14 protein-coding genes and 2 pseudogenes are annotated in these 16,664 nt (G+C 53.8%); 5 read left to right on the top strand and 11 right to left on the bottom strand.

Annotated elements, in window-relative coordinates:
- Nucleotides 1-79: 79 nt before the first annotated feature.
- On the bottom strand, nt 80-1,873 hold the full coding sequence (locus H3L91_RS06695) for a 2-isopropylmalate synthase (protein WP_040658904.1): 1,794 nt from the start codon (nt 1,871-1,873) through the stop codon (nt 80-82).
- 248 nt (nt 1,874-2,121) lie between these two features.
- Here H3L91_RS06695 and H3L91_RS06690 point away from each other — a divergent pair, with 248 nt between their 5' ends.
- On the top strand, nt 2,122-2,958 hold the full coding sequence (locus H3L91_RS06690) for an RnfABCDGE type electron transport complex subunit B (protein WP_040658902.1): 837 nt from the start codon (nt 2,122-2,124) through the stop codon (nt 2,956-2,958).
- Here H3L91_RS06690 and H3L91_RS06685 read toward each other — a convergent pair.
- Both H3L91_RS06685 and H3L91_RS06680 read right to left on the bottom strand, forming a co-directional pair.
- Entirely contained in the window at nt 2,955-3,131 is a 177-nt protein-coding gene (locus tag H3L91_RS06685) for a hypothetical protein (RefSeq protein ID WP_154647205.1), read from the bottom strand. The genes H3L91_RS06690 and H3L91_RS06685 overlap by 4 nt on opposite strands.
- Before the next feature lie 290 nt (nt 3,132-3,421).
- Nucleotides 3,422-4,597, bottom strand: a complete 1,176-nt coding sequence (locus tag H3L91_RS06680) for an IS4 family transposase (RefSeq protein WP_182109807.1) — start codon at nt 4,595-4,597, stop codon at nt 3,422-3,424.
- Nucleotides 4,598-5,066: 469 nt separating this feature from the next.
- Between H3L91_RS06680 and H3L91_RS06675 the strand changes: the two genes are divergently transcribed.
- Nucleotides 5,067-6,050, top strand: coding sequence for a TonB-dependent siderophore receptor (locus tag H3L91_RS06675; protein ID WP_244958450.1), 984 nt, complete (start codon nt 5,067-5,069; stop codon nt 6,048-6,050).
- A gap of 242 nt (nt 6,051-6,292) precedes the next feature.
- Nucleotides 6,293-6,939 (top strand): annotated as a pseudogene (locus tag H3L91_RS06670) (IS1595 family transposase).
- Between the two features lie 24 nt (nt 6,940-6,963).
- Here the strand turns inward: H3L91_RS06670 and H3L91_RS06665 are convergent.
- From H3L91_RS06665 to H3L91_RS06655, 3 genes and pseudogenes are all read right to left on the bottom strand, one after another.
- Nucleotides 6,964-8,238, bottom strand: a pseudogene (locus H3L91_RS06665) (HlyD family secretion protein).
- 85 nt (nt 8,239-8,323) lie between these two features.
- Nucleotides 8,324-8,659 (bottom strand): hypothetical protein, encoded by a 336-nt coding sequence (locus H3L91_RS06660; protein ID WP_154647204.1) that lies wholly within the window; start codon nt 8,657-8,659, stop codon nt 8,324-8,326.
- 256 nt (nt 8,660-8,915) lie between these two features.
- Nucleotides 8,916-10,082 (bottom strand): JmjC domain-containing protein, encoded by a 1,167-nt coding sequence (locus H3L91_RS06655; protein WP_040659519.1) that lies wholly within the window; start codon nt 10,080-10,082, stop codon nt 8,916-8,918.
- Between the two features lie 199 nt (nt 10,083-10,281).
- Between H3L91_RS06655 and aroC the strand changes: the two genes are divergently transcribed.
- Both aroC and tehB read left to right on the top strand, forming a co-directional pair.
- Nucleotides 10,282-11,376 (top strand): chorismate synthase, encoded by a 1,095-nt coding sequence (aroC, locus tag H3L91_RS06650; protein WP_040659517.1) that lies wholly within the window; start codon nt 10,282-10,284, stop codon nt 11,374-11,376.
- Nucleotides 11,377-11,466: 90 nt separating this feature from the next.
- Nucleotides 11,467-12,330 carry an SAM-dependent methyltransferase TehB gene (gene tehB / locus H3L91_RS06645; RefSeq protein ID WP_007342868.1) on the top strand — a complete coding sequence of 288 codons (864 nt, stop codon included), beginning with the start codon at nt 11,467-11,469 and terminating at the stop codon, nt 12,328-12,330.
- 422 nt (nt 12,331-12,752) lie between these two features.
- Here the strand turns inward: tehB and H3L91_RS06640 are convergent, their stop codons facing one another.
- The 5 genes from H3L91_RS06640 to H3L91_RS06620 form a co-directional block, all read right to left on the bottom strand.
- Nucleotides 12,753-13,310, bottom strand: a complete 558-nt coding sequence (locus H3L91_RS06640) for a toxin-antitoxin system YwqK family antitoxin (RefSeq protein ID WP_007342866.1) — start codon at nt 13,308-13,310, stop codon at nt 12,753-12,755.
- A 244-nt stretch (nt 13,311-13,554) separates the two neighbouring features.
- Nucleotides 13,555-14,424, bottom strand: coding sequence for a VirK/YbjX family protein (locus H3L91_RS06635; RefSeq protein WP_007342864.1), 870 nt, complete (start codon nt 14,422-14,424; stop codon nt 13,555-13,557).
- A gap of 92 nt (nt 14,425-14,516) precedes the next feature.
- A complete protein-coding gene (locus H3L91_RS06630) occupies nt 14,517-15,059 on the bottom strand; it encodes a hypothetical protein (protein ID WP_007342862.1) in 543 nt (180 codons plus the stop codon).
- Nucleotides 15,052-15,861 (bottom strand): DNA-methyltransferase, encoded by an 810-nt coding sequence (locus tag H3L91_RS06625; RefSeq protein WP_007342861.1) that lies wholly within the window; start codon nt 15,859-15,861, stop codon nt 15,052-15,054. The genes H3L91_RS06630 and H3L91_RS06625 overlap by 8 nt, the downstream gene beginning before the upstream one ends.
- Entirely contained in the window at nt 15,854-16,663 is an 810-nt protein-coding gene (locus H3L91_RS06620) for a DNA adenine methylase (protein WP_007342860.1), read from the bottom strand. Before H3L91_RS06620 ends, H3L91_RS06625 begins: the two co-directional genes overlap by 8 nt.
- Nucleotide 16,664 lies beyond the last annotated feature (1 nt).

The raw sequence follows: 16,664 nt of genomic DNA, 5'->3' as shown, positions 1-16,664 counted from the left end.
CTTTATTTTTATATATCGTAGGCCGTCTGAAAAACCGCGCGATGCGTTTTTCAAACGGCCTTTGTGTATCGTCGGCGGTTCAGATGCCGCCTTGGGCTTTGACTTTTTCCGCGCCGGTTTCCAGTTTGGAGAGGGCAGCGAGGTAGGCTTTGGCGGCGGCGGCGAGGATGTCGGTGTCCGCGCCCTGTCCGCTGACGACGCGGCCGGCGCGCTCGAGGCGCACGCTGGTTTCGCCCTGGCTTTCCGTGCCTGCGGTTACGGCGTTCACCGAGTAAAGCTGCAACACTGCGCCGCTTTGCGCCACGCTTTCGATGGCTTTGAATACGGCGTCCACGGGGCCCGAGCCGGTGGATACGGCGTGTTTTTCTTCGCCGCACAGGTTGAACACGATTTCGGCGCGGGGGGCTTCGCCGGTTTCGGTGGTGATTTTCTGCGAGACGAATTTGTAGATTTCGGCGTGCAGGCTGCCCATTTCGTCGGACACGAGGGCGTGCAGGTCTTCGTCGAAGATTTCGCGTTTTTTGTCGGCCAGCTCTTTGAAGCGGGCGAAGGCGGCGTTAAGGGCTTCTTCGCTTTCCAGCGCGATGCCCAGCTCGGCGAGCTTGGTTTTGAAGGCATTGCGGCCGGAGAGTTTGCCCAGGCTCAGGCGGTTGGTGGCCCAGCCGACCGATTCGGCAGTCATGATTTCATAAGTTTCGGGGTGTTTCAGTACGCCGTCCTGATGGATGCCCGATTCGTGCGCAAAGGCGTTTGCGCCGACCACCGCCTTGTTGGGCTGCACGGGATAGCCGGTAATGGTGGACACCAGTTTCGATGCCGGCACGATTTGCGTGGTGTCGATGCCCGTTTCCAAGCCGAACAAATCGTGGCGTACTTTCAGAGCCATCACAATTTCTTCCAAGCTGGCATTGCCCGCGCGTTCACCCAAACCGTTGATGGTGCATTCCACCTGGCGCACGCCTGCCTGAACGGCGGCCAGCGAATTGGCGACCGCCATGCCTAAGTCATTGTGGCAGTGTGTAGACCAGATGACCTTATTGCTGTTGGGCACACTTTTAATGATATTGCTGATACGCTCATACCAAACGGAAGGGATGGAGTAGCCGACGGTATCGGGAATATTGATGGTGGTCGCGCCCGCTTCAATCACCGCCGTAAAAATTTTAGCCAAAAAGTCCAAATCGGAACGAACCGCGTCTTCGGCGGAAAATTCCACATCATCCGTATATTCTTTGGCGATTTTCACCGCTTTCACCGCCGCATCAATCACCTGCTGCGGCTTCATTTTCAGTTTGTGCTCCATATGGATGGGGCTGGTGGCGATGAAGGTGTGGATGCGCTTTTTCGGCGCGGGGGAAACGGCTTCGCCCGCCTTGCGGACATCGTTTTCAACGGCACGTGCCAACGAGCAGACGGTGGCGTTAGTGATGATTTTGGCAATCGCGTTCACCGATTCGAAATCGCCCGGGCTGGCGGCGGCAAAGCCTGCTTCAATCACGTCCACGCCCATTTTTTCCAACTGGCGAGCAATACGGATTTTCTCTTCTTTAGTCATGGATGCGCCGGGCGACTGTTCGCCGTCGCGCATGGTGGTGTCGAATATGATGACGCGGTTGTTTTGGCTGGTGGTCATGGTGTTTTTCTCCAAGGTGGTTTGCTGCTGCATAAAGGCATTCAAGTCCAACGGCCGCCCCTGCGCTTCGGCCAGAGCGATCAGCCTGTTGAGCTGGGCGAGCGGCAGCGAGCCGCGCACGCGCCATTTGTAGATGGCGGCCGTGCTGGCGGCGTTTTCGGGGTCTTGCTGCTTCAAAGCCTCGGCCAGCGCGTTCACGCCGCCGAAATAGGCGATTAAGCGGTCGATGTTCAGTTGCATGTTTTGTCCAATCGTCATCGGGCAGTTCTTTAAAGAAGCCGCGATTATACTGAAATTGGACATTTTGACAACATAAAAAGTAAAAATTGTGTGCATCCCATGTCTGAAAACTCGTTTTAAGACTTTTTGTCTAATTTATTGCCGCTGCGGCGGGTAAACGGGTTTGCAGGCCGTCTGAAAAACGGCGTCGGGCTGCTGCTACGGACAATCTGTTAAAATACCGCCGTTTACGTTTACGGATGCCTGCCATGACCGCCGCTTGTGCCGCCCAAATCGACCGCCTGCTGCCGCAGACCCAATGCCGCGAATGCGGCTACGACGGCTGCCTGCCCTATGCCCAAGCCCTCGCGGCCGGCGAAGCGGCGGTGAACCTGTGCACCCCCGGCGGCGAGGCCGTGATGCGCGACATCGCCGGATTGCTCGGCAAACCGCCGCTCGCCCCCGTCAAAATCCAAACCCCCGCGCTGGCGTGGATAGATGAAGCCGCCTGCATCGGCTGCACCGCCTGCATCCGCGCCTGCCCCGTGGACGCCATCATGGGCGCGTCCAAACTCATGCACACCGTCATCGCCGCAGAATGCACCGGCTGCGGCCTGTGCGTCGCCCCCTGTCCGGTGGACTGCATCCATATGAGGCCGTCTGAAAACAGCGTCCTGCCGCAGGCGTGCAGCCTCGCCGCACCCGGCCTCGCGCCCCGTTTCGCCGCCGCCGCCCACGCCCGCGCCCGCTGGCAGAACCGCGAAACGCGCAAAAGCCGCGAGGCGGAGGAAAAACAGGCCGAGCGCGCCGCCAAAGAAGCCGCCGCCCGCGCCGCCGCCCAAAATCCCGCCGCCGCGCCGTCCGCCAAACCTGCCTTCGACCCCGCAAGCCTGATTGCGCAGGCCATGGCGCGTGCCGACGCGCAACAGGCGCAGCGCAGCACACCCGCCAACCGCACCCGTTTCCAAACGCAGCAAATCGAAGCCGACCGCCAAAAAGCCGCCCTGCGCCGTTACCGCCGCGACGCGCAATACGGCAGCCCGCAGGAAAAAGCCGCCGCAATCGAATGGCTGCGGCGGCATCAGGCGGAGCAGGAGGGGGTTTAGTGGCTGCTTGGGTATGAGGCCGTCTGAAAAGCGGGTTTTGCTTTTTCAGACGGCCTCTGCCGTTTAGGTAGGGTGTGTGGCGCAAGCCACGCACGCGGTTTGGGCTTCGCGGCAATAAGGTAGGTCGGGGCGAGACCCAGCATCCGCGTAATCTGCCGATGTTGGGTTCGCAACCCAACCTACCCGCTGCCCTGCAACAGGTTCGGCACGGCGCGATACGTTCAGTAGATCGGGCATTTATGCCCGACATCCTTCAAATTTACCGGTGTTTGTCGGGCATGAATGCCCGACCTACTCCACTGAAAATCCGCAATTTGTATTTTCAGACGGCCTTTGTGCGGCAGAGAACGCGTGCGCCGCCTCGGGCGACGCACCCTACGTATGACCCGCCATCATTCCCGCGCAGGCGCACTACTGTCCGGAATAAATCCCCCTTAAACATCAACACCCTACACACTTGACATCAAATCAACCTTTCCTGCGCCTCCATCCACACCTCCCTCTCCCGCCTTCGCTGCGCATAGCAGGCATACAGTGTTTGCGGTCGTTCAAACAAACAACCCGCAATCCGTGCGTACAGCAAATGCAGGCTGTCGTAGGTTCGTGTACTTTGTTGGTACAGCTTCAACAGCAGATACGCCATCATCGCGCACAACAGTTGCAGTTTCACCGCATTGGCATTGCGTCCGAAAAAGCGTTTGAGCTGCAAATGTTGTTTGAGCCATTTGAACAGTAATTCAATCTGCCAGCGTTGTTTGTAGGTATCGGCAATCTCTTGGGCGGGGGCGGTCAGGTTATTGCTCACTAGCACCAAAGGGGCTTTGTCTTCGCGTTTGACGGTAATGCGGCGTAGGGTTTTGCTGTGGTAATGGTTGAGTCGGTTGCTGTTCTTCTTGTGTTTGAAGCGGATGTATTCGTCTGCCAAGATGGTTGCATTGGTGTTTGGGTTTTCAGATGACGTTATGCGTTCTACCACTTGAACGGCGGCATTGGCTTTAAGACGGGTAACGAAACAGGCTCCTGCGTTATCCGGTTCTGCCCACCAGTTGTCATCGCAATAGCCTTTGTCAAAAACATAGGCCGCGCCTTTTTCAGGCTGCACGATGTGGCGTTGGTCGATGTCGTTGATGGTGGCATCGGTGATGCTTTGGGCGGTGGGACAGCCGTTGGCATGGTTCATCAGTATATGAATCTTTAAACCAGCAATGCGTCCGTTGTTACTGACCCATTGGTCAAAGCCGCGTCCTTTGAGGGCGATGGGGGTGGAATCGATGAGGTAGGGTAAGTCGGCGGTTTCTTGTGTGGGTTTGCGCAGGGTGCGGCTGCATGTGCGCATCAGTTCGGCGAGCATATCGGCAAAGGGGCGGGTGTCGCGTTTGGCGAGGGCTTCGGACAGGGTGGAGCGGCGGATGCTGCGGACGTTGAGGTGGTAGTGGTGGCTGCTGTTGGCGTTAAAGGATTGTTCCAGGGTGCGCAGGCTGTTGCTGTGGCTGAGGTGGGCGTAAACCATGGAAACCAGTAGGTTGTGGCAGCCGAAGCCTTTATTGTGTTTGTCTGCCTGATATTTGCGGATGTGGTGCCGGAAGCGTCCGTGCATGATGGGCTTGATGATTTGTTGGAGTCGGCTTATGCTGTACATGGTTGCAGTCCTGATGTTTTTGAGTTGACGCTCTGGGGTTTACCCGTAAAAACGTTGGGCTGCAACCTTTTTGTTTTGGGGTGGGGATTTTTATTCCGGACAGTAGTGCGCGCAGGCGGGAATGACGGCGGTTGGGGCTGGCGTAGGGTGTGTGGCGCAGCCACGCACGCGGTTTCCACAGTTCAGAGGCCGTCTGAAAGTGCGGCTTCAACGAAGTTAAAATCCCCAAACCCGATTTTCAGACGGCCTCTGCGTTTTGCGCGACGGGTAGGATGGGTCTCGACCCACCGTTGCAGGAAGCGGCGCGTTGCGGCGGTTTTGGTGGGTCAAGACCCACCCTACTTGAACAACAGAGGCCGTCTGAAAACCCCTACCCGCCCACCAACTGATTCCAATTCTTGAAAATCTCCCGGCTCTTTCTGTAAAATCCCGTAAACCGCATTTTACATCAACAGACAAGGAGCAAAGAATGTCCCCGAAAACCCTGCCCGTCGTGATTGCCGCGCTGTTTGCCGCTTATGCGCAGGCCGAAGAGGCCAAGCCGCCCGAGCAGAACACCGCCGCCGAAGCCGTTGAGGCGGAAGGAAAAGTTGCCGCCGTGGTGGTGCGCGGCAGCCGCAACACCCCGCGCCAGAGCGGCGACAATTACACCGTCAAAGGCAGCACCTCCGCTGCCAAGCTCGATTTGAAACTCAAAGAAACGCCGCAGAGCATCAGCGTGTTCACCCAGCAGCAGATGCAGGATCAGAACCTGCAAAACCTCAACGATATTCTCGAAGAAACCCCGGGCATTACGGTAATTAACGATTCCATACCCGGCGTGAGCGATGCGGAATACTATTCGCGCGGCTTTCCTGTGGATAACTACCAGCTCGACGGCGTGATGGTCAGCTGTTCTATGCTTGGCGGGCGCACCGCGCAAGACAGCTTTTTATACGACCGCGTGGAAGTGGTGCGCGGCTCGACGGGGCTGACAACGGGCGCGGGCGATCCTTCGTCCAGCATCAATTTTATGCGCAAACGTCCCACTGCCACCAAAGCGGGGGCGTTAAATCTGAAATACGGCTCGTGGAACGACAAGCGCATCGAATTCGACTACGGCGGCGCGTTAAACGAATCGAAAACCCTCAAAGGCCGCTTTGTCGCCACGCTCGGGCACAGCAACAGCTTTCTAGACAGAGTAAGGCAGCGTTCGCACGCGCTCTACAGCGTAGTCGAATGGTCGCCCGACAATAAAAACTTTCTCACCTTCGGCCACCGCCACCAGCACCGTGTTGTACGCGGCGCACCACGCAGAGGGGTTTCCCGCTACTCCCGCGTCAATTTGGGGCTAGACCCCAATACATATGAAGAGAAACTGGAATGGATAGATGCCCGCGACACCCCGCCGAATTTCAATAACGGCGCAGACTGGGCGTTTGACAAGCAAATAAATGACAATTTTTTTTATTGAATACAAGCACTTTTTTAATTCTAATCTTTCTCTTCAAACTACTTATAATCAAATCCGTAACAAACAGCATTTTCTTTATGGCGATATCGGCACAACAGGTTATGCACCAAAATTAAAGGGGCTGTACTAGATAAGCCCTAAATTCCACACCACCGACGCAGCACTTTGAGCTGCTCGGAAGGTGTGCCAAAGTTAAAGGGGCTGTACTAGATAAGCAGTCATGTTAGACTGCAAAAACGAAGATAACCCGTTGTAAGCTAAAAAGAGTATTCAAAAGAAACTGCTCCAATTTTTTGTACTCGAAGTTACCGCCCGTTCAGCTGCCAATTTATTGGGCATCCACCCCAATTCGGCAGTGCTGTTTTACCGCAAGGTTCGCGTAGTCATCAGCCATCATCTCTCGTTGGAAGCCGATATGGTTTTTAACGGCTCGGTCGAGTTGGACGAGAGTTATTTCGGCGGACACCGCAAAGGCAAACGCGGGCGCGGTGCGGCAGGCAAGGCGGCGGTTTTCGGTATTCTCAAACGCGGCGGCAAGGTCTATACCGTAGTGGTTGAAAACGCCAAAAGAGAAACCTTACTGACTGTTATCACAAAGAAAATCATGCCGGACAGCATTGTCTATACGGATTGCCTGGGCAGCTATGACGTATTGGATGTGAGTGGCTTTACCCACCAACGCATCAACCACAGCAAGCTGTTTGCCGACAGGCAGAACCACATCAACGGCATTGAAAATTTCTGGAATCAGGCAAAGCGCGTACTGCGCAAATACAACGGAATCGACCGAAAATCTTTCCCGCTGTTCTTGAAAGAATGCGAGTTCCGTTTTAACTTTGGCACACCTTCCGAGCAGCTCAAAGTGCTGCGTCGGTGGTGTGGAATTTAGGGCTTATCTAGTACAGCCCCTTATTCAATTCATCCTCCCTGTAACACTGTACAAAGGATCAAGTATCCATTCATATAATTTCTTGTTTTCATGCAAAATATCCGCTTCCAACGTCATGCCGATTTGCAAAGATTTTTCTTCACCGTAAGCCGTTATTGTCTGCCTGTCCAGCTTAGCCTTTACCAAATATACCGGTTCATTCGGTAATGTTAAATTAGTGAAAACCTGTCCTAATCCTGCAAATTCCTGCTTTCCAAGTGAGGTTTTGGCAATTGATACGATCACACCTTCGGCATGACCAAATTTCTGATACGGATAAGCCTAATAACGCAGTACTACCTTTTTACCCGGCTTAATGAAGCCTGCCGCTTTGCTCGGCACATATAGATTGGCATAAAGTTCACTGTGTTCAGGCACAATGCTCATCAAAAGTTTTGACGGATCGACCTGTTGTCCAACCTCCACATTCGGTGTGGCCGCGTAGCCCGAACGTGGGGCACGGATGATTTGTTCCGAACGCATTTCAAAATCCAATATTTCCTGAGAAATATCGGCAATTGCCCGTTCAAGTTGGCTTTGTTCGGTTTGATGGCGTTGAGGAAGGCTGGCAGCAGACAGTTCCTGCGCTTTGATTTCCTGCATCAGCCCCACTTCCTCACGCCGGTAAGCATCAAGCTTGGCTTTCTGCTCAAGCATATCGGCTTCCGCATTCATCTCTTCTTGTTTTGAAGCGGCATCACTGGTGGCGAGAAAACGGTATTTATGCAACAACTCTCCAGTAAGTTTTACCCTCCGTTTTTGACTTTCAACCTGCCCTTTAATATACAGGAGCTGACTGTTGAGACGATTTATCGTATTACGAAGGCTGCGCGTTTCATTGTCATGAATTAACTTCAGCCGCACCAATTCCTGCTGCGCCAGTGTTTTCTTCAAAACAGCTTCTTTCGCCAACCGCTGCTGGATGCTGCCACTGCCGTCAAAACGAGAAGTTGAAAGTGCAAACAGCTTGTCGCCGGCATTTACTTTTATCTCGTCTCCGACATATTTTTCCGTAATCACACCCGTATCCGGCGCATACACGCGTACTACACCCGACACAGGCAGCAGCTGCCCCTCAACCGTGGTTTTTTCCGTGTAACTACCGAATATCAGGAACAGCAGCACCGCCGAAGCCGCCGCTGCCGCACACCAAGTCAGCACCACGCCCGAATACGGGCGCGACAGGACAATCCTGCCCGTCCAGCGGTTTTGCCGGGCATCAAATACTTCAGGACGGAAAAAGGGGGTCGGATCATCCATGATTGTTCAAACGGTTTCTTTTTACAAATCGGGGGTTGATGATAATGTTTCAGACGGCCTTGAAAATAAGCCGTTTAAAAAGGAATCAGCAATAATCACAGCCGTCCGAATAGCCATTGCCGGTTTTGTCTCTTCCGGAAGAAGATTTCATTGCATTTGATTCATTCATTTTAATAAAAGCTTGGCATTCCGAACTTATCTTTGTTGCTACAGCTCCTCCAACTAATGAAAGAACTCCTGCCGCATAGACATTTTTTGTCAAAGCCCCCACAGATGCTCCTGCACCTATACCCATAACTATGTCATCCCTACATTCTTTTGCTAATTCCCGCTTACTAGGGGAGCTTGCATTTCCTCTGCTTGGGGAAACTGATGCCCCAGCAACAACCAAACATAGATCTTTAATACTCAATTCTTTCATTAATAATCCTTAATATTATATTAATAAATTTTAATTTAGCTTCTATTTTACATCTTCTTGTATATATCTAGATAATGTTTCAAATATTGAACCAAGAGATGCACCTAAAAATGATCCAAATAAGATATTTAATACACCTGTTTTCGATAATACAACATCTTTTCCAAAATACATACCAAATAACAACAAGAACCCTATTAAAAAAACAAACATAAAATAAATAAATTTCACAATAAAAAAAGTCCAATATTCCATTTTAGAAAACCTCCACCGCATCCAAATCGGCCAATCGCGTCAAAAGCTCTCTGATTTCCTCATGCTTGGCGGCATCGAACTGCGCCAGTACCTTACTAATGGCAACCGGTTGATGCGTGGAAATAAAAGCCAAAACTTCACATCCTGCTCCTTGCGCGTTAATTTTCGTACCGTTGGCAATCAGAAGCCCCTGTTTCGCAGTCGATGCGTTAACGGTATTCAGGCGGACCTTAAGGTCGTCTGCAAGGATGGAGGCTTGAGGATTGGCAAATTTTTCCAAATTAAATATGCTGTCGGTGCGCTTCTCGCCTAAAAATTCTTCCAAAAAGGCAGCGTAGCGTTCAGGCGAACAGATGATACAGGCAATTTTTTCAGCGACATCAACAAGACGTTCTTTATCGGTTTGCCAGTCTGTAAAGCTATGGCGCAGGCTTTCAATTTCGGGAATTTTGCCTTGTCCTTTCCACATCAGCCATTCAAGGTAGTCATAGCCGTTGGGCGGAAATGTACCAACGGCAAGATGGAAAGATTCGCAACCCATCGGTATCGGATTGTGCCACCAGCCGCGCGGAATGTAGAGCACATCGCCCGCTTCAAGCACAATGTCGTAATCAACAGTATCGGGTTCTGTAACATTCAAATCTTTGGTTTGCTGCATATACAGCGGCTGTGGAAAATTAGGGGCGGAAAGATACCAGCGTTTTTTACCGACAAGCTGAACGGCATATACGTCGCGCGTATCCCAATGGTTTTTGTAGGATTCGTCGCTACCAAAGCAAAGATAGGCACTGGTTACGGTATGCGCCTGCGCTAATGCGCCGATTTGCCGGGCGATGCCGTCTGAAAACGGTTCGTTGTTAATATGATTATAAATAAGTGACGCACCGTTACGCATGTGTTCATAGATAACGGGTTTGATAAAACGGTGGCGGATATTTCCCAAGTCATCAAATATTTCGACATATTCTTCTTTGGGAACAATCACGCCTTTTTTGCGCAAATGAAACAATGGAGCAGCAGGATTGGCACGTTGGTAAAGCCCGTTGATCTCATCCCATGATACGGCTTCAAGGTTTATTACTGCATTCTTGAACAACTTTGGTTTTTGGTATAGATATTCTTGCCTGAAAGTTTCAGGTGCAATATCAAAATTAAGGAATATAGACATGGTGCTTTGAGTATCTTCCATATATTTATAACTTGCTTTCAAAATTATCATATTTTTTTTTTGTCAATTTTGATTTGTTTTTGTCATTTGTCTTAATCTGATCCGCAATGTCCATTTTTCCAATCTCTGTTTTCAGACGGCTGCCGTGCTAGAATTCGCTAATTTGGCGTTGGCGCACACCGCCGCACAGGAGCAAAACATGGCAGGCAACACCTTCGGACAACTCTTCACCATTACCACCTTCGGCGAAAGCCACGGCGCGGGCATCGGCTGCGTCATCGACGGCTGCCCGCCCGGCCTCGCCCTCTGCGAAGCCGACATCCAAGCCGACCTCGACCGCCGCAAACCCGGCACCAGCCGCCACGTTACCCAACGCCGCGAAGCCGACCAAGTGGAAATCCTCTCCGGCGTGTTTGAAGGCACAACCACCGGCACCCCCATCGCCCTCTTCATCCGCAACACCGACCAGCGCAGCAAAGACTACGGTGCAATCGCCCGCCAGTTCCGCCCCGGCCACGCCGACTACACCTACTGGCACAAATACGGCATCCGCGACTACCGGGGCGGCGGCAGAAGCTCCGCCCGCGAAACTGCCGCCCGCGTCGCCGCCGGCGCAGTGGCAAAAAAATGGCTGCGCGAGCAGTTTGCCATCGACATCATCGCCCACGTAACCCAGGTCGGCGAGAAAAAAATCGCCTTCGAGGGCTACGAACACATCGCCCGCAACCCCTTCTTCGCCGCCAACCACTCGCAAATCGCCGAACTCGAACACTACATGGACAGCGTGCGCAAAGACCTCGACTCCGTCGGCGCGCGCCTCGCCGTAGAAGCGCGCAACGTGCCCGTCGGCTGGGGCGAACCCGTGTTCGACCGGCTGGATGCCGACATCGCCCGCGCCCTGATGTCCATCAACGCCGTCAAAGCCGTGGCCGTCGGCGACGGCTTCGACGTCGTATCCCAGCGCGGCAGCTTCCACGGCGACGAACTCACCCCGCAGGGCTTCGCCTCCAACCACGCCGGCGGCATCCTCGGCGGCATCTCCACCGGCCAAACCCTCCGCGCTGAATTTGCCGTGAAGCCCACCAGCTCCATCGCCACCCCCCGCCGCAGCATCGACATCCAGGGCGAACCCGTAACCATCGCCACCCACGGCCGCCACGACCCCTGCGTCGGCCTGCGCGCCGCCCCCGTCGCCGAAGCCATGATCGCCCTCGTCCTCATCGACCACGCCCTGCGCCACAGAGCCCAAAACGCCGGCGTGGAAGTGTTCACCCCCGACATCGAACGCCGCTAAGCCCAAAAAGGCCGCCTGAAAAACCATGAAAACGGTTTTTCAGACGGCCTCAAACCACCGCCCCACCCGCTTACCCAAAGGAAACCCGCCATGACCCCCGATCTCATCTGCTACAAACAAATGCCCGTCTGGCACGCCGACACCGTCCCCGCCGCCTTCCTCGCCCGCCACAACACCCAGGAAGGCACATGGGGCAAACTGCGCGTCCTCACAGGCCGTCTGAAATTCTTCCTGCTCGACGAACAAGACAACATCCTCGCCGCAACCGAACTCACCCCCGAATCCGGCACCCACACCATCGAACCGCAGCAGTGGCACAAAATCCAACCCCTCGGCGACGACCTTTCCATGCGGCTCGAATTCCACTGCGACAAAGCCGACTACTTCCGCAAAAAATACGGCATGACCGCCACCCACTCCGCCGTCAAAGCCGCTGCCGCCCGCATCGCCCCCTGCGCGGCACTCGACCTAGGCTGCGGACAAGGACGCAACGCCCTCTACCTCGCCCTCAAAGGCTTCGACGTAACCGCCGTCGACCAAAACCCCGCCCCCCTCTACGCCCTCGCCGACCTGGCCGCGCAGGAAAACCTGCCCGTACAGCCCGCCACCTACGACATCAACGCCGCCGCCCTCGATGAAGACTACGGCTTCATCGCCGCCACCGTCGTCTTCATGTTCCTCAACCCCGCGCGCGTCCCCGCCGTCATCGCCGACATGCAGGCGCACACCCTCCCCGGCGGCTGCAACCTCATCGTCTCCGCCATGGACACCCCCGACTACCCCTGCCCCATGCCCTTCCCGTTCAAATTCAAAGAAAACGAACTGCGCGAATACTACGCCGGCTGGGAAATGCTCGAATACAGCGAAGAACCCGGTGCAATGCACGCCACCGACGACGCCGGCAACCCCATCCGCTTCAAATTCGCCACCATGCTGGCGAGAAAACCGCAATAAACCGCAGCGGCACAGAGGCCGTCTGAAAAACAGTTTTCAGACGGCCTCTGCCCGTATGCAAACCGTAGGTCGGATAACTGTATCCGACATCCCGCGCGGCAGGACAACCCTGCGGGGAAACGTCGGATTCGAGAATCCGACCTACGGCATTTTCAGACGGCCTCTGCCGTTGAACCCAATCTACCTGCTTACCTGCTGGGGCAGGGTGTGTGGCGCAGCCACGCACGCGGTTTTTGGGTTGGACGGTTATTGTGGTGTTGGCAATGCAGAAGGCTATCGAAAACCGTGTTGCGGGGATTTTCAGACGGCCGTTGAAGAGCATAGAACGCGTGCGTCGCCTTGGGGCGACACCACCTAAAAACAGCGGAGGCCGTCTGAAAAGCCGTATCGCGTGCTTTTCAGACGGCCTGTTTCGTGCGGGTTCAGCGCGGCAGTTGCTGCCCGTCTTGCCATTTGATGACGTAGTCCACGCGTTGTTTGCCGCTTTTGGGGCGGTCTTTGTAGTGGGTTTCGTCGCCGTCTTTGACGCCGTGTTTCCATTGTACGGTGCAATCCATCATCACTTTGCCTTCTTTGTTGAGAACGGGCCGGCCGTCGCGGTAGAGGCCGAAAATTTCGAGGCCGTGCGGCCTGCCCTGCGGGTCGTAGTGCTGCTGGCGTTTGAACGCGCCGTTGTCGTCAAATTCTTGGCGCATTTCCAAGTTTCCCTGCTCGTCGTATTCCAGCACAGGGGCGCAGCGGCGTCCGTTGCAGTTTTGCGTGGAAAACATGAGTTGGCCGTTCCGATACCAGCCTTTATACGAGCCGTGCTTTTGGTCGTTTCGGAAAAACACGGAGTATTCGGGTTTGCCGCCGGGGTAGAACCGGCGCATTTCGCCGTCGAGTTTGCCGTTGCGGTATTGGGAGATTGATTTGATACTGCCGTCGGGGTAGTAGTCTTTATATATGCCGTCCAATTGGTTTTGTGCGTTAAGACCCATTTCGTGGGTCAAAGCATTTGTTGTTGTAAGAATTGCAGTTGCTGTTCGTGCGCGAGCCGTTGCTGGTGGTAAATGCAGCCGTGGTAATCGTTGTGGTGCGGATTGCACGCGGTGGCGGGCTACGCCCACAGAAGGACGAGGGCGGCGCAATAAAACAGGTTGGGTTTGGACATTTTGATTCCCTTTATCGGGCAATGTGTTGCAATCGGGTGGGAATGAACGCAGGCCGTCTGAAAACACGTTTTCAGGCCGTCTGAAAATGTGTTTTCAAAGCTGCTTCAAGGTCGTCGAGCATTTGGTAGCGTTTGCGGTACATGGAGCGTTTTTTGCTTTCGATGTCGGCTATGTCTTTGCGCTGGGGTTCGGCAGGGAGGTGCCAGTGGCCGTCGCTGCCCAATGCGGCGCCGGATTCCTGCCAGAAGTGGTCGTAGTTCATTTTGACGCGTTTTTTGAGTTTCCAGCGCAGTTTGGCTTGGCGGCTGTGGGCGATGCCGAGGGCATTGAGGCCGAGGGCGGCGGCGAGGTATTGCAGGGCGGCGGTCATGAGCTGCTGGGGGCGCAGGCCGTGGAGTTGTTTGGTGAGGCGGCGCACGGTGTCTTTGGCTTCGCTGCCGGCGGGGCCTTGCACGGAGGCGGCGAGCAGGCCGGCACGGGTGAAGGCGAAGGTGGCGGTGTAGAGGCGGCTGCGGTTTTCGTCGGTGAGGGTGAGCGCCCACATGCCTTCGTCGGTGCAGATGCCGTTGCGGTTGAGGACGAGGGTGAGGCCGTCTGAAAGGGTGGCGAGGGGGACGGGGGTGTCGGGGGTGTCGAGCCGGGCGAGGGTGGCGGCGGGGAAGTGGCGGACGGCGGCGGCGAGGTCGTATTCGATGGCGGCGAGGCGTTGGGTGGCGTTGAGGCGTTTGTCGATAAAGGCGTGCAGCAGGGGGTAGGCGTCCTGCGGGCGTTTCTCATACAGAGCTTGGTATTCGGGGCGGCTGTTGATGAGGGTTTCAAAGGCGCGGATGTGGCGGCGGTGCAGCAGGGTGCGCAGGGTGTATTTGAGGTATTGGCTGCTGAGCTTGGGGGTTTGGGTGTAAACGGTGGGGTAGTCGGGGAAGGTGAAGGGCTGGGGCATGGTGTTTTTTAGGGTGTGTGTCGGGGTTGGGAGGAGGCCGTCTGAAAATAGGTTTCGGACGGCTTTTCAGGCTGCTTTTATTGGAGCATTAATCATTTATTGGGCAATCCCAACCATTTAAGTGGAATTTCATTAAACAGATAATGGCAGTTCATACTGTGAATATAATCAAGCGTATCTTTATATTTTTCTTGCTTGAACCAATCGCTCAATACATAAACATACTCAACCCGCCAGCCTAAATTATGTACTAATTTGGTGTATTGCTTTCTCTTAAAATCACAGGTTTGTAGCTTCTCATCAACAGAACCTTCAACCTGTTGGAATTTGATTTCAATGATAAATAACGTATCACGCACAATAACAAATAGCGCATTATCAGGCTCTAAGCGTTTAGACAAATGATCTTGCCATTTGACGTTATATGGTTCTTGCTCCAAGAAGCGATACAGCTCTCTTTTTTTGAAACAGTAAGCAAGTTTTTCTCCATTAAACCAAATTTCATATCCAGTCTTGTTTTCAGATTCTTTCAAAGAGTACCCATCGATTTGCTCAAATAATCGTTTGATGTCTGTACGATGCTCAAAATGCAAACCTGTTGTGGTGTTGCCACCACCTTTTCCACCTTTAATCATTTTTTAGCCTCTTCTTAGCCAACTCAAAAAACTCTTCTTCCTTTTCACATCCGCAAAATCTTCGTCCGTGTTTCAACGCCGCTGCGCCGGTTGTGCCGCTGCCTGCGAACGGGTCGAAAACCAAGTCGCCGATATTGGAAGCAGCCAGTATGCAGCGTTCCAGCAGGGCAAGCGGCTTTTGGGTAGGGTGTTTGCCGTGCGTTTTTTCCGTTTTGTTTGGCGGGGTAAGCTGCCAAACTGATTTCATTTGTTTGCCGCCGTTTTGCGCTTTCATGACTTTGTAGTGAAACGTGTGTTTGGCAGTTTTGTTTTTCTTTGCCCACAGTAATGTTTCTGTTGAATGCGTGAAAAAACGGCAAGACAAATTAGGTGGCGGGTTGGGCTTTTCCCATGTGATGTTGTTCAAAATATGGTAGCCGACGCTCTGCATGAGGTAGCCGACAAGATAAATATTGTGTTGCGTGCCGCATACCCAGATTGTGCCGTTGGGTTTGAGTAGGGCATAGCACAATCTCAGCCATTCTTCGTAAAACTCCATATCCGCCGCCATGCCCTGCGATTTGTCCCAGCCGCCTTTATTGACGGAAACCATTTGCCCGTTTTGGCAGGTAAAGCCGTTGTTTGAAAGAAAATACGGCGGGTCGGCAAAAATCATGTCGAAACAGCCTTCCGGGTGTTTGTCTAAGATTTTCCGCATGACGGTCAGCGCGTCTTCGTGATACAGCACGAGGCCGTCTGAAACGTGTTTTTTCAGGCTGCTTTGATACGGCGCGGCGGCTTCGGCTAACAGATTTTTATTCATAAACGGCCAGAATCTCGCCAACTTTCTGCCTGCTGCTGCCTTTGGCGGCGATGTTGCGCTGCACTTCGATGGCTTCCAAGCGGGCGTGGCGGTAAAGATCGCGGGTAAACGGCGTGTCATGGTTGGAAATCAGCACGCCTTGCGACTGTTTGGCTACGCGTTCGGCGGTGGCAGCAAGGCGGCGTTGGTCGTCGGCGTTAAAGCTGTTTTGCGCGTAGGCGGTAAATGAGGCGGTCTCGCTTAACGGTGCGTAGGGCGGGTCGCAATAAATCAGGTCGTCTGAACCTACTGCGTTTAAGGCAGCCTGAAAATCTGCGCACATTAATTCTATGCGGTCGGCTTTTTGCAAAAATGCCAGTATTTCGGCTTCGGGGAAATACGGGGCTTTGTATTTGCCGAACGGCACGTTAAACCCGCCTTTGCTGTTGTAGCGGCACAAGCCGTTAAAGGCGTGGCGGTTCAGGTAGACAAACAGAGCGGCGCGTTCGACGGTATCGCGGCTGTTGTTAAACTGTTCACGTAATTCGTAATAGCGGCCGCTTTCGTTGTTTGCGGCTGTGAAAAACGAACAGGCGTAGGCGATAAATTCCTGCTTTTGGTTTTTCAGGCTTTGAAACAGGCCGATAAGGTCGGCATTGGTGTCATTTAAGAGGTAAGACTCAAATTCCAAAGACAATGACACAGCAGCCGAACCCGCAAACGGTTCAATCAGGCGTTTGCGGGTGGGGCTTGGCAGATGGGTTTCAATGAAATGAGCGAGCTTGTATTTGCCGCCCGCCCATTTGAGAAAGGGTTTGGACATG

The sequence above is a fragment of the Neisseria bacilliformis genome, assembly GCF_014055025.1.
Classification (GTDB): Bacteria; Pseudomonadota; Gammaproteobacteria; order Burkholderiales; family Neisseriaceae; genus Neisseria; species Neisseria bacilliformis.
Note: the sequence above shows the minus strand (reverse complement) of the source record. Positions and strands in the feature narration are given on the sequence as shown.